Raw genomic sequence first — 13,296 nt, 5'->3', positions numbered from 1 at the left:
TTTGAGATAAACCGTGGAGAGATATAGTCAATTTGTGAAATGTATGAAGAAGTGATGAAGATGAATGATTAGGATTGCACTCAACAAAAAAACCCGACATGAAGTCGGGTCGATTTAAACGTCAAAATTAATCTTGCTGGATTTTCAAAATACTATTGCTGTTTGAATCCACCAGAATAAAGTCATTATTCACTTTGTACCATTGTTGGTTTTTACCAGGTTTTGGTAGGTTATGATCTCTATATTCGGTTTTATAACTATTGCCACGATAGTGTTGAGGCATGACGTAGCCAGTTTGCCATTTATGTTGACGTAAACGTTTTACGCCACGCTCTTCTCTGTTTTTACGACGATCTTGGAACTCTTGATCTGATGAAGCATCATGTTGAGTAGGTTTCTCAAATCCTTTACCACGTTCACGTGAACCTTTATCTTGGTAGTCATCAGAGTAAGGAGCAGCATTGGCAATATTTGCTGTAAATATTGCACTTAAAGATAATGTCAAAACTGTCATAATCTTTTTCATATTCCGCCCTCGTTGACCTTATAAATTGGGGTTCACACTAATGTACTGAAAAAATGCAGAGAAACTGTGAAGATAGAATGTAATTTAGATTAAAAATAACGAGATAATAAGAACATATTTTAATAGGAATGAAAATAGAAACCGATGCTTTAGCTGAGCAATCAATGCTTTGAGCAATTTTAAATTTTGAATCCTAATATGATTTTTAAATTGTAAATATTTTAATAACACAGAAGATGATTTTCTTTTAAATAAGAAAAATCATCTGATCCGTTTCATCTCAGTGCCACTGATTATGATATTCCTGCAATTGTTGAATAGCTTCGATAATGATCCACGCAGTTTCGGCATGATCTAAACCTTGAACTAATGAAGCATCCAACTGTAACTGTTCGATCGTTTGGATCGTTGATAATTTTCGAGCTTGGTCTGCCATATTATTTCCTTATAAAAGTGTTGAATTTCATGGCATTGATCATAGTTAAAACTTATAAATATAAAAAACCGAATATTTTTCTTAATTTAATCTAATTATTCGATTAAGGTTCAAATCAAATGCTTAAAAGACAGCATAATTTTTTATATCGATAAACTTAGCGTATGTATAGACTTTTGTTATAGTAAGAACAATTTTAAAGCAACACTAGGAATAGGTTATGTCTGTCGCTCCGCGTATTGGGATTTTAGGTGCTGGTGGCCGTATGGGTCGTACATTGATTCAAGCAGTTCAAGATGCTGGTTATCAATTAGCAGCAGCGGTAGAGCGTCCAGGCAGTAGCCTTATTGGCGCGGATGCAGGCGAATTAGCGGGTATTGGTACACTTGGTGTGAAAGTCGTGGGTGATATCCAAGATGTTTTAAATGATTGTGATGTATTTATTGACTTTACTGCACCAGTTGCAACTGAACAGCATTTGAAACTGTGCCGTGAGGCTGGTGTTGCATTAGTGATCGGTACGACAGGAATGAACGATGAGCAAAAAGCATTTTTAGATGAAAGTGCAACGATTGCTCCTGTAGTCTACGCAGCAAACTACTCCGTAGGCGTGAATGTATCCATTAAACTTTTAGAATTAGCATCTAAAGTCTTTGGTGACAGTGTCGATATTGAAGTGATCGAAGCACATCATCGTCATAAAGTTGATGCGCCATCAGGTACTGCTTTAATGATGGGTGAGGCGATTGCTGATGCATTAGGTCGTGATTTGAAGCAAGATGCGGTGTATCACCGTGAAGGACATACTGGTCCTCGTGAACGTCAAAGTATTGGTTTCCAAACCATTCGTGGTGGCGATATTGTGGGTGAACATACGGTAATGTTTATTGGTGAAGGTGAACGTGTAGAAATCACACATAAAGCCACGAACCGCATGAATTTTGCTGCAGGTGCAGTACGTGCCGCTGCTTGGGTTGTCGGTAAAGCACCGAAAAAATATGACATGAAAGACGTTTTAGGCTTCAACGATATCAAAGTTTAAGTTTAAAAATACTGCGTGATCATCTAAATAATAATGTGAAATATGAAGAATAAAAATGAAGAAAATTTCTATGATCTGCTTGCTTGTCAGTGCCATTGGCCTGACAAGCCAAGTTCAAGCCAATGAAGCCTCTCGACTCACCATTAACAAAAACAATATTAAAGTGTGGACGATGCAAAATCCTGATCATCCTGTGTTGTCCTATCGTGCTGAAACAGTAGTGGATGCTTCACTCGAAAGAGCCGTTGCAATAGTTTTGGATGTGGAAAATGCAAAATCATGGGTACCCAATGTCGGTTCAGCACAGGTGATTTCTCAAGATTTGAAGCAAGGGGAATTTAAACTCTACATGGTGTTAGATTTTCCATTTCCTTTGAAAGATCGAGATCTGATTGTGCAAGGGAAAATGTATAAGGATTCAAAAGGTATTGTTCATATTAAGAATAAAGCTTCGCAAACGGGAAAATCGAAGAATCCTCAGTATATTCGGCTGCAACACTATGTTGGAGACTGGAGCTTTGAACAGATTGGACCGAATAAGGTGAAGGTCAGCACTTCAGGATATGCGGATCCAGAAGGTGCAATTCCACAAAGTGTGACCAATATGTTTGTACAACAGCAGCCTTATCAAATGTTGCAAAAAATGAAAACTGAATTAGCAAAATCTCAATCTGCGCAGATATCGTTACCAGATATTTTGAAATAATGACTTTATATCAGTCATTTAATCATTTTTCAAAGTGTAAGCTGTAAATTGCTTTAACTCTGCTGCTTGAGGCAAATGAAAACTCAAAATTGGTTGCTTAGTCTTAGACGTCTGATCCAATAGAAAAACTTGGTAGGTCTGTTTTTTGGAATCATCACATTGAAAATTTAAATTTTTTTGTGTGGGGCTATTGAGCTTGACTGCATGATCAGAAGACACGGTGTAAAGGTAAATTTTCTGCTGCTCTGGAGATTCAATATTTTTCGTAAAACGATAATGGCTGTTGTGTGTCACTTTCAAGAAGCCATCAATTAATGATGTACAAATAAATTTTTGCTCAAGTGCAACTTGATCGATCGCATGCTCTGGTTGGCAAGCTGTCATAAGTGTTACCAAGGGTAATATCAAATATAATTTATCGTTGTTCATGTGGCCTCCTGTGTTTTTTTAGCTGTAAGACCATCATAAATTTGCTAGGTTTATAGATACAGATACACACATTTTATAAAAATGAGCACAGTTCATGTTCCAGTATCAAATCTTAGCCAAACATATCAAACAGAAAATTCTGAGTGGAGAACTGTGTTCAGGACAGAAGCTCATTTCCCTTCGACAATTTTCAGCATTACATGCCGTCAGTTTAAATACAGCAAAAAATTGTTATGCATTATTGGAATCGGAAGGGCTCATCACTGTTAAAAATAAATCGGGTTATTTTGTTCAACATTTGAAATCCAGAAACGATCCGCCAGTATTGCCTTATCATCATGAATTTGAAGCTGAAGCAAAGGATATCAGTAACTTAAATTTGCAAATTGAAATACAGGAGTCTTCAACCAATAATCGATCAATTCATTTAGGTGCAGTACAAATCTCTCCAAATCACGTGCCTGTAGATGCAATCCGAAAGTCAATTCAACGTGCTTTAAAACACAGTCAACCAGAAGATTTCCTTTACAGTAATCGACAAGGGCATTTGAGATTGAGACAAGCTTTATCAGCCCATTGGGCTGAAGATGGTTTTTATATCAATCCAGACGAGATTTATATCACCAATGGCTGTATGGCTGCGTTATCACTCGTGGTTCAGCTCTTGACCAAGGAAGGGGATGGCATTGTGATTCCAACCCCAAATTTTAATGGTCAATTACAGTTGTTAGGGACACTGAAACGCAAGTTGATTGAGATACCTGCAAATGTGGATGGTTTTGATTTAGAACGCTTAGAAAGAGCAATGCAGCACCCCGATACCAAAGCCTGTCTATTGACTGTGAATTATCAAAATCCACTAGGATTTGAGCTTTCAAATCATGATAAACAGAAAATTGTGCAATTAGCTGAACAATATCAATGCTATGTGATTGAAGATGATATTTATGCTGAATGTAGTTTTAATTTACAAAGACCTTTACCGATTAAGCATTGGGATGAAGCAGGCTATGTCATTTTATGCAGTTCAATATCAAAATCATTGTCCAGCGCATATCGAGTAGGTTGGTTTTGTTTACCGCCGAGGCTTAAATATTTGCATCGTCAAATCGTCATTCAAAATGTCAGTGTGAATACACCTTTGCAATTGGCTTTGGCTGACCTGATGTATAGTAGAGCCTATCGTGAGCATCTACTCCGATTAAAACCAAAATTAAATCATCAAGTTGATGAATATCGACAAACGATATTAAGCGCTTTTCACGGGATTGACATTGGTTTAAGTCAGCCAGATGGTGGCTATGTTTTATGGCTGCAATTGCCGACACATATTGATGGTTTAGAACTCTATTATGCTGCACGTCAACATGGTATTAACATTGTTCCCGGAGATGTTTTTGGAGAAGAGCGCCGTTATAAAAATTATATTCGCTTAAATGCAGGGCATGAACTAACTCATGAAATTCATGACTCCATCGTGTTTTTAGCGGATTGGGTGAAACAAAAAATGAGGTCATCATCCCAAGCACCTTCTTAAAAAGATTATGGCGCTAAAGTAAGCTTTTTAAAGCAGTGATTTTCATGATCATCAATCATTCCTACCGCTTGCAGATAAGAATAGATAATGGTTGGACCCACGAATTTAAAACCATTCTTTTTTAGAGTTTTAGACAGTTGCAGGCTTAATTCGCTTTGTGTTGGTGCTAAGCGATAGTCTGGCACAGAATGAACTTTGGGTTGATGCCCTACAAAACTCCATAACCATTTGACCATATCAGGCATGATTTGGCGCATATTCAACCATGCTCGAGCATTATCTCGAATCGCCTTTAGTTTACCTAAATGACGAATTATGCCCGGATCTTGTGCTATTTCGATTAAATGTTCATCTGTAAAAGTCGCAATTTCTTCAATGGTGTATTGAAAGAAATGATATCGATATCGCTCGCGTTTTTTTAAAACAATAACCCAAGCGAGTCCTGCTTGCTGACCTTCTAAACAGAGCATTTCAAATAAGGTGTGTTCATCATATACAGGCACACCCCATTCTTGATCGTGATAATTAATATAAATCTGCTCATCGGAGCACCAGCCACAGCGTTGAATCGTCATGCGAATGCTCTGAAGTGATCAAATGGTAAAAGCAACCCACTGATCGTTTTGATTGTCCCAAAAGAACAACTCTGCTTGTTCTAAATCTGAAAAATTAATCCAGAAATCTTTACCTGCTTTATCTGCAAAACCAGTGCTAATCAACAGAGCTTCTTCGGTAATTTCCATAATCCAGCCCTGATGGCTTTGTCCATTTAAGACAATACGTTGTTGATTGCCAGATTCTGCAAATTCAACTAGACGATTAATCAAGGCTTCTGACATGAAAACTTCCTAAAAAATAAAAATTTTAATTTAACGCAAATAAGGGTATGGATTGACAGGGCCTCGACCGCGACCATCTAAGTAAATTCCATAATGTAAATGAGGGGCAGTATGTCGAGCATTACCCGTATTGCCGACATAACCAATATGGTCACCGCGTCGCACAAAGTCACCCTCATTGAGACCTTTTTTATGCTGATCTAAATGCGCATAATAATGCCAAGAACCAGCGGGTCCTAAAATCCAAATGACTTTCCCACCCAGCTTATTATCGCGCATACTGCGAACAATTCCATCAGTTGCACTATAAACTTTTGTACCACGAGCCGCCAAGATATCAATGCCTTCATGTGTTCGACCGTGACTTCGTGATGCACCCCAAGTGTCAGTGAGTTGTCTCGCTTTTACACCTTGTACTGGGATAGGTAATTTGCGGTCCAAAGGAAGCATATGTAAGCGAGCAACGAGGGTTGGGTCAAGCGGCGTTTGTTTTGGAGGTTGGCTACTGCAGGCAACAAGTAAAATAGCTACACTTAGGATGATGTAATGTCGCAAATACTTAGTCACTCCAACTCCTTGATTGATACAGCCACACTTATTTGAATCGACTATGTCACAATTTCACGGCTGAGATCAATTTTTTCATCGCAGTTGGAATGCCCATTTCTGTTACAACTTGTGGAGCGAGCCATTCACCTCCTAATTCTGTTTGGAAGTATTCCATCTGGTCGAGATCAACATGGAAAATATGTGCATTCAGTAACCAGGTAAAGTGGGTGAAACTGTGTGAAATTTGAGTTGGTAATTGATTACTCACCAAACCATATTGCTGAGTCAATTGACTAAATTCTGAAGTTTCATCAATGATGGGTAAGGTCCATAAACCACCCCATAAGCCTGAATGCGGACGTTGTTGCCATAACCATGTATTTTCAGTACTTCGCAGTAATAAAACATCCGCAGTCTTTATAGGCACTGCTTTTTTTGGCTTTTTAAATGGTAACTCTTGTGTCAGACCCTGCTTTAAAGCTTGGCATTCTGACTGCATTGGACAGTGCAGGCAAAGTGGTTTTTTAGGAGTACAAATTGTTGCACCCAAATCCATAATGGCTTGCGTGTAATCATGGTTGCGTTGTTCAGGACAGAGTTGCTCGGCTAATTCCCACATTGCACGTTCATGGACAGGCTTTGATAAATCATCTTCAATGGCAAAGAAACGTGCTAAAACACGCTTAACATTTCCATCCATTATCACGCCGTATTTGCGTAATCCAAGTGACATCAATGCACCAGCAGTTGATCTACCTATTCCTGGCAGGGCCATCCAAGCTTCTAAAGTCTCTGGAAAATGTCCATTTTGACTTACGATTGTGGCTGCTTTATGCAGGTTGCGAGCACGCGCATAATAGCCTAGACCTGCCCAGTAAGGAGCAACTTCATCCCAAGTAGCATGACCTAAATCGGTGACCGTCGGAAAGCGCTCAATAAAACGATCATAGTATTTCAGAACAGTTTTCACTTGGGTTTGCTGCAACATAATTTCAGAGACCCAAACTTTGTAAGGATCATCTGCGACTTGCCATGGCAGGTCATGTCGACCATGTACATCAAACCAATCCAGTAACGCAGTTGAAAAAGAAAACATGAAAATACCATTAATACAATCTGTGCTCAGTATAACCAATCTAGGCAAAGACCTTTTAAAAAAGCATGAAAAAGGCGCATATTGCGCCTTTTTGTAAAATCAACATTACTCTTGAATAATGCCCCAACGACTATCTAATTTAAGCGGTTGGTTTTTGTAACGAGGAATAATATGGATGTGTAAATGTTCCGACTCTTCATCGCCAAAAACTTTGCCATCATTAAAAGCGATATGAAAGCCTTCCGGATGATGACGGATTTTTAACTCGTTACGTGCCAGTTCTAACAACGACTGTAAACTTTTACGCTCTTTATCGGTAATTTCAAAAAAAGAACTCACATGACGTAAAGGAATAATAACGGAATGTCCTTTAGTCAACGGCTGCTGTTCTGGCAAAATCACACCGAATTCATTTTTATCAATCACATCATATTCATCGTGATTGCAATAAGTACATTGTTCACTCATCCTTATATTCCTCTTATATTTTATCTTCTTTCTTCAATAATCTTAGCGCTAATAAACTTTGAAAGTAATTAATCTAAGTGACGCGACAGTAACTCATACATCGCAGCTAAGCTTTTTTCCTCAGCTTCAGCGTTATAACCGAGATCTACACCATTGGCTTTTGCCCGTTCATCAGCTTGTGGATTGCTAAAACCATGTTTTGCATCCTCAAAGATAATGACCTCATGTGGCACCTGAGCTGCAAACATTTCTTCTTTAAATTGTGCCACATCATCTAGCGTGACCATGCTATCTAGCTCACCATGCAAAACCAGAATTTCAGCTTTTACTTGACCTTGTTGAGCAGGTGTTTGCGCAGATAAATTAGCATGGAAGGTAGCAACTGCTTTTAAGTTCGCACCAGAGCGAGCAAGATCTAAAACAACTTTTCCGCCGTAACAAAAACCAATCGCAGCTAATCGAGTTGCGTCAACTTCAGGCTGTGCAGATAAAGTGTCTAACGCAGCTGTAGCGCGTTGTACAATCGTTTCAGGCTGTGCGAAAGTTTGCATCATCCACTCATTTGCTTGAGAAGCTTCAGTGGTTACCTTTTTGTCGCCGTACATATCAATGGCAAAAGCAGCATATCCTTGTTCTGCAAGTTCTCGAGCACGTTGTTCTGTATATTCATTACGACCCCACCACTCTGGGGCTACAATAATACCCGCAGCTCCTGAAGAGTTTTCAGGTGCGGCAAAATAACCAATCAATTGTGTACCATCTGCCGCTTTATACTGAATTTCTCTTGTTTGAATTGCTGAAGTCATTATTGAAAGTCCTTTCGTTTATGAAAATCAGCAAAGATTAAAGCATAAATGTTTTCCGAAGTGATGAATTTGCAGTAAGAAAGTAAAATCAAATGTGAGAATTTATGAAAGATTGGAATATGTAAAACGCGTATCAATGAACGGATAAAAAGAAATAAAAAAAGAAGAAGGAGTACCTTCTTCTTTTCATCAATCTTGTCTTTTCAATTTAATCTAGTGATTTAGAACACTAGACTTTGCCTCTTGAGATAAAGCCTACAATTGCGAGAATCACTGCAATCACAAGTAAGATAATTGCGAAATCTTTAGATAAGCCTGCTACACCACCAAACCCTAGCAAACTTGCTATCAATGCAATCACTGCAAAAATAATCGCCCAACGGAACATTTTGATTCTCCATAAATTTTTATTAATGTTCATTCAGTATAAGAAAATAAACTGAGCAAAATGTATACAAAGGGTATTTTAACGTAGAGTATTGATATTCTTTAGTTAATCAACTGTAACTGAGATTGATGAAATTTTATGAGAATTATTAGTGATATACTGACTCAAATTTTTGATATTTAGCTGAATCATGAGCACATCTTTACGCCCTGAATTTTGGAAACATTATTCACTGTTTGAAATGAACCAAGCAGAGTGGGAGGCACTGTGTGATGGTTGTGGTATGTGTTGTTTGGTTAAATTAGAAGATGATGAAACCGAAGAAATCGCATATACCAAAGTTGCGTGCAAACTTCTAGATTGTCAGACGGGGCATTGTTCAGATTATGAAAATCGTCAGGTGCATGTACCTGACTGTATTCAGTTAACGCCTAAAAAATTACAACAAATACGATGGCTACCTTCGAGTTGTGCATATCGACGTATTAATGAAGGTAAAAAGCTACCGAATTGGCATCACTTGGTGACAGGCAATAAACAAAGTGTGATTAGTGCTCGAAAATCTGTAGCAGGTCGTTGTATATCTGAACAGCTTGTTAATGAAAATGAAATAGATGAATACATCGTGCGGTGGGTACGCTAGTACATTCAATTGCTAGACTACACATATTTTGTAATATAAAAACACTTTTAAAATGATCATTGCCGTTTAATCCTTGAGACTGATATTCAAGGATTTAAAAAGGGAAAGGCATGTTAAAAGCTGCAAAACTAATTTGGATTGTTGGTTTGAGCGGAATCATAATGGCGTGTCATGCCAATCAAAATAAAGCCACTGAAGCACAGAATCCGCAGGAATCAACAGTCAAAAACGAGAATTCAAAAGCTCAAGAACAACGATATCAAGTTGAAAAAATTGCTCTATTTAATGAACCATGGGCGATTGCAACTTTACCAAATGGTCAACTGTTAATTACAGAAAAGTCAGGCATACTTAAGTTGTTTGACCCACAATCAAAACGTAGTTTTAACGTGGCTGGTGTGCCTCAAGTTGCTTATGGCGGACAAGGTGGGTTAGGTGATGTTTCGATTCATCCTAATTTCAATAATAACGCTTGGCTATATCTCAGTTATGCCGAAGAAAAAAATGGATTGTTTGGTGCAGTGGTAATCCGAGCGAAATTGGATTTATCGAATATCGAAGCACCGAAACTGACGGATATCGAACGCATATGGGAGCAAGTCCCTAAAGTGTCGGGTCAGGGGCATTATGCACATCGTATAGTGTTTGACCAGCAAGCGAATTTATGGATTAGTTCAGGGGAACGGCAGAAGTTTCAGCCTGCACAAGATATGCAGTCTAATCTAGGTAAAATTGTATATTTGTATGATGATGGTCGTGCTCAAGAATCTAATCCATTTGCCAAACAAGGTGGTGTCTCAGCGCAGATTTGGAGTTTAGGTCATCGTAATCCTTTAGGTATGGCATTTGATCATCAAAATCGTTTGTGGGTGGCAGAAATGGGCCCTAAAGGTGGCGATGAGTTCAATCTTATTGAAAAAGGTAAGAATTATGGCTATCCAATTGTATCTAATGGTGATCACTATGATGGGAAACAGATTCCGAATCATGAAACGCGACCTGAATTTATAGCCCCTAAACTTGATTGGTCTCCAGTGATTTCACCCTCGAGTCTGATTTTTTATAAATCTAACTATTTTCCACAATGGAAGAACAAAGCCTTAATCGGTGGATTATCATCGAAAGCCATTATTGTGGTAGATCCACAATCTGAACCTGTACGAGAAATTCAGCGCTTGGATATGGGGGTTCGAGTACGAGACTTGCATGAAGCGAAGGATGGCACAATTTGGGGAATAGAAGATGGACCGCAAGCTTATTTATTCAAATTAAAAGCAAAACTCGAATCTGAGTAAAATGAAAAATGTTGAATAGTGATGGTTGTTTTGACTATTAATATTGGAATTTGACTATTACATAGTAGACTAGTCAACAGCACTTTGAGATCTATAAAAAATATGTCCGATACACAAATTCCGCTACCTGAACGCTTACGTCCACGTGATTTGTCTGAGATTATCGGACAAGATCATTTACTTGGTGAAGACGCACCTTTACGTCAAATGATTGACCAAGGACATTTACCTTCGATTATTTTTTGGGGGCCTCCAGGGGTCGGCAAGACCACCATTGCGCTATTGTTAGCTCAAGCTGTAGATCGTACTTTTATTAGCTTGTCTGCACTCAACACTGGTGTTAAAGAGCTTCGAGAAATCATTGGGGAAAGTGGCGATCTCATTGCGCCAGTGGTTTTTATTGATGAAATTCATCGCTTTAATAAATCTCAACAAGATGCCTTACTGAGCGCAGTAGAAAAAGGCAAGATTACTCTGGTTGGTGCAACCACAGAAAATCCTTCTTTTGAAGTCAATAATGCTTTGTTGTCGCGCTGTCTGGTGTATACGCTGAATGCATTATCTGAGCATGATATTCAACATTTAATTGAACGTGCACTCAAGCAAGACCAATTTTTGAAAGACCGTCATATTCACATCGAAGAATATGATGCATTAATTCAATTTGCCGCAGGTGATGCTCGTAAAGCACTGAATTTATTGGATCTCATAGCGAGCACATTTGAAGCAGATGTTGAAAATATTGTCACCAATGCCATCGTGGTGAAAGTAGCTCAACAAAATATTGCGCGATATGACAAATCTGGTGAGCAGCACTATGATTTAGTCTCAGCATTCATTAAATCAATTCGTGGAAGTGATCCTGACGCTGCACTATATTGGATGGCGAGAATGTTAAAAGGGGGGGAAGATCCAGTCTTTATTGCGCGTCGGATGTTGATAGCCGCTTCGGAAGATATTGGAAATTCTAATCCTAATGCGTTGTTATTGGCTGGGGAGTGTTTTAGGTCCGTTCAAGCGGTTGGGATGCCAGAATGCCGTATTATTTTAGGACAATGTGCAGTGTATTTGGCCACAAGCGCGAAAAGTAACAGCACTTACTTAGCAATCAATAAAGCATTAGAGTTGGCTGAACGTACGTCAAATCTTCCAGTTCCATTGCATTTAAGAAATGCTCCAACCAAGTTAATGAAAGAGCAGGGATATGGTGTAGATTACTTATATCCACATCACTATCCAGAACATTTCGTGTTGCAGGATTATATGCCTCCAGAGCTGAAAGGCACCAAATTGTACGAATCAGCTCGTAATAAGCGTGAAGTCGAAGCAGAGCGTTTACAGCAGCGACGTTGGAAGCAAGAGCAGCAACAACAATAAAAAAAGCCCAGTTCTATGGGAAGCTGGGTGAAAAGCGATTCATCTGGTCGGCAACTACAGTCTCTCTCTTGAGCCACCAACTCCTGTAGTTGCCTGGTATAAAAATATATTAGTTGAACTTAGTGATATTGTAAAAACGATCATTTTAATAAATAGCATTAATTTATTCGATTAATGGGGGTAAATTTAAAAACAAAAACAACAATTGAGTTTTTTAATGATCAATGACCCAGATTTGTCATCTTATTTAAATATCGATTCGATAAATTAATAGCATTACCAATGAGGAGAGAGCATTGGTAATGCGACTTAACAAAAATAATGAATGTATAACAATAATTTGAAAATATAAAAATAATATCAACAGATACAAAAAAGCCGAGTCATATGACTCGGCTTTATTTTATCTAAATTTTGATTTAGATATCAGAAAGGTCAACACCGATACGTGTAGCAACTTCTTCATAAGCTTCAACCACACCACCTAAACCTTGGCGGAAACGGTCTTTATCTAATTTTTTCTTGGTATCTTTGTCCCATAGACGGCAACCATCTGGAGAGAACTCATCACCAAGAACGATACGGTCATGGAACACACCAAATTCAAGTTTAAAATCAACTAAAAGCATGTTGCCTTGAGCAAAAAGATCTTTTAAAACCACGTTTACTTGGTGAGTTAACTCTTTCATACGCTCAAGTTGTTCAGCAGTAGCCCAACCTAAAGCAATGGCTTGAGATTCATTCACCATTGGGTCGCCCAAAGCGTCATCTTTGAAAAATAATTCAAATGTAGGTGGTGTAAGTTCTAAACCTTCTTCAACACCCAAACGACGGCAAAGCGAACCAGCTGCATAGTTACGGATTACACATTCAACTGGAATCATGTTTAACTTTTTAACCAAAACTTCGTTTGGTGTTAAAAGTTTTTCGAAATGAGTTTCGATACCTGCAGCTGCAAGTTTTTCCATGATAAAGGCGTTAAAACGGTTGTTCACCTTACCTTTGCGATCTAGCTGTTCGATTTTTTCGCCATTAAATGCTGAGGCATCATCACGAAAGACTAAAATCAGGTGGTCTGCACTATCGGTTTCATAAACGGATTTAGCTTTACCAGTATAGAGCAAGGTTTGTTTTAACATGGTGGAACCTTTTTCAGAAA

The 13,296-nt window shown here is 38.5% G+C and carries 17 protein-coding genes; 6 read left to right on the top strand and 11 right to left on the bottom strand.

Going from position 1 to position 13,296, the window contains the following annotated elements; translation table 11 throughout:
• Window positions 1-127: 127 nt before the first annotated feature.
• Both AC1M83_RS05565 and AC1M83_RS05560 read right to left on the bottom strand, forming a co-directional pair.
• Window positions 128-526: an RcnB family protein gene (locus tag AC1M83_RS05565; RefSeq protein ID WP_481590185.1), complete on the bottom strand. Its 399-nt coding sequence runs from the start codon at window positions 524-526 to the stop codon at window positions 128-130.
• 280 nt (window positions 527-806) lie between these two features.
• Entirely contained in the window at window positions 807-962 is a 156-nt protein-coding gene (locus tag AC1M83_RS05560; RefSeq protein WP_171076739.1) for a hypothetical protein, read from the bottom strand.
• A 220-nt stretch (window positions 963-1,182) separates the two neighbouring features.
• Between AC1M83_RS05560 and dapB the strand changes: the two genes are divergently transcribed.
• Window positions 1,183-2,004 (top strand): 4-hydroxy-tetrahydrodipicolinate reductase, encoded by an 822-nt coding sequence (gene dapB / locus AC1M83_RS05555; RefSeq protein ID WP_035264896.1) that lies wholly within the window; start codon window positions 1,183-1,185, stop codon window positions 2,002-2,004.
• 55 nt (window positions 2,005-2,059) lie between these two features.
• On the top strand, window positions 2,060-2,710 hold the full coding sequence (locus AC1M83_RS05550; protein WP_092766592.1) for an START domain-containing protein: 651 nt from the start codon (window positions 2,060-2,062) through the stop codon (window positions 2,708-2,710).
• 18 nt (window positions 2,711-2,728) lie between these two features.
• Here the strand turns inward: AC1M83_RS05550 and AC1M83_RS05545 are convergent, their stop codons facing one another.
• Window positions 2,729-3,139 carry a hypothetical protein gene (locus AC1M83_RS05545; RefSeq protein ID WP_481590184.1) on the bottom strand — a complete coding sequence of 137 codons (411 nt, stop codon included), beginning with the start codon at window positions 3,137-3,139 and terminating at the stop codon, window positions 2,729-2,731.
• A 94-nt stretch (window positions 3,140-3,233) separates the two neighbouring features.
• On the opposite strand from AC1M83_RS05545, the gene AC1M83_RS05540 reads away from it, so the two are divergent.
• Entirely contained in the window at window positions 3,234-4,676 is a 1,443-nt protein-coding gene (locus AC1M83_RS05540) for an aminotransferase-like domain-containing protein (RefSeq protein ID WP_481590183.1), read from the top strand.
• A gap of 5 nt (window positions 4,677-4,681) precedes the next feature.
• Here the strand turns inward: AC1M83_RS05540 and AC1M83_RS05535 are convergent, their stop codons facing one another.
• The 7 genes from AC1M83_RS05535 to AC1M83_RS05505 all read right to left on the bottom strand — a co-directional run bounded on the left by AC1M83_RS05535 (window position 4,682) and on the right by AC1M83_RS05505 (window position 8,822).
• Window positions 4,682-5,251 carry a DNA-3-methyladenine glycosylase I gene (locus AC1M83_RS05535; RefSeq protein WP_481590182.1) on the bottom strand — a complete coding sequence of 190 codons (570 nt, stop codon included), beginning with the start codon at window positions 5,249-5,251 and terminating at the stop codon, window positions 4,682-4,684.
• An 18-nt stretch (window positions 5,252-5,269) separates the two neighbouring features.
• Window positions 5,270-5,515 (bottom strand): hypothetical protein, encoded by a 246-nt coding sequence (locus tag AC1M83_RS05530; protein WP_035264881.1) that lies wholly within the window; start codon window positions 5,513-5,515, stop codon window positions 5,270-5,272.
• Between the two features lie 30 nt (window positions 5,516-5,545).
• On the bottom strand, window positions 5,546-6,070 hold the full coding sequence (locus AC1M83_RS05525) for a M23 family metallopeptidase (RefSeq protein ID WP_035264946.1): 525 nt from the start codon (window positions 6,068-6,070) through the stop codon (window positions 5,546-5,548).
• A 58-nt stretch (window positions 6,071-6,128) separates the two neighbouring features.
• Window positions 6,129-7,160 (bottom strand): A/G-specific adenine glycosylase, encoded by a 1,032-nt coding sequence (gene mutY, locus AC1M83_RS05520; RefSeq protein WP_481590181.1) that lies wholly within the window; start codon window positions 7,158-7,160, stop codon window positions 6,129-6,131.
• A 105-nt stretch (window positions 7,161-7,265) separates the two neighbouring features.
• On the bottom strand, window positions 7,266-7,634 hold the full coding sequence (locus tag AC1M83_RS05515) for an HIT family protein (protein WP_265596980.1): 369 nt from the start codon (window positions 7,632-7,634) through the stop codon (window positions 7,266-7,268).
• A gap of 62 nt (window positions 7,635-7,696) precedes the next feature.
• The gene (locus AC1M83_RS05510) at window positions 7,697-8,434 is read right to left on the bottom strand and encodes a dienelactone hydrolase family protein (RefSeq protein WP_035264872.1); all 738 of its coding nucleotides are present in this window, start codon (window positions 8,432-8,434) and stop codon (window positions 7,697-7,699) included.
• 229 nt (window positions 8,435-8,663) lie between these two features.
• Window positions 8,664-8,822, bottom strand: a complete 159-nt coding sequence (locus AC1M83_RS05505) for a DUF1328 domain-containing protein (protein WP_035264869.1) — start codon at window positions 8,820-8,822, stop codon at window positions 8,664-8,666.
• 190 nt (window positions 8,823-9,012) lie between these two features.
• On the opposite strand from AC1M83_RS05505, the gene AC1M83_RS05500 reads away from it, so the two are divergent.
• From AC1M83_RS05500 to AC1M83_RS05490, 3 genes are all read left to right on the top strand, one after another.
• Entirely contained in the window at window positions 9,013-9,465 is a 453-nt protein-coding gene (locus tag AC1M83_RS05500; RefSeq protein ID WP_481590180.1) for a YcgN family cysteine cluster protein, read from the top strand.
• 110 nt (window positions 9,466-9,575) lie between these two features.
• Entirely contained in the window at window positions 9,576-10,760 is a 1,185-nt protein-coding gene (locus tag AC1M83_RS05495; protein ID WP_180028374.1) for a PQQ-dependent sugar dehydrogenase, read from the top strand.
• Window positions 10,761-10,862: 102 nt separating this feature from the next.
• Complete coding sequence (locus tag AC1M83_RS05490) at window positions 10,863-12,137, top strand: replication-associated recombination protein A (RefSeq protein ID WP_481590179.1); 1,275 nt, start codon at window positions 10,863-10,865, stop codon at window positions 12,135-12,137.
• Between the two features lie 419 nt (window positions 12,138-12,556).
• Here AC1M83_RS05490 and purC read toward each other — a convergent pair whose 3' ends face one another.
• Complete coding sequence (gene purC, locus AC1M83_RS05485) at window positions 12,557-13,276, bottom strand: phosphoribosylaminoimidazolesuccinocarboxamide synthase (protein WP_092766585.1); 720 nt, start codon at window positions 13,274-13,276, stop codon at window positions 12,557-12,559.
• Between the last annotated feature and the right edge of the window lie 20 nt (window positions 13,277-13,296).

This window comes from Acinetobacter sp. 25-47-130, from assembly GCF_056779705.1.
Note: the sequence above shows the minus strand (reverse complement) of the source record. Positions and strands in the feature narration are given on the sequence as shown.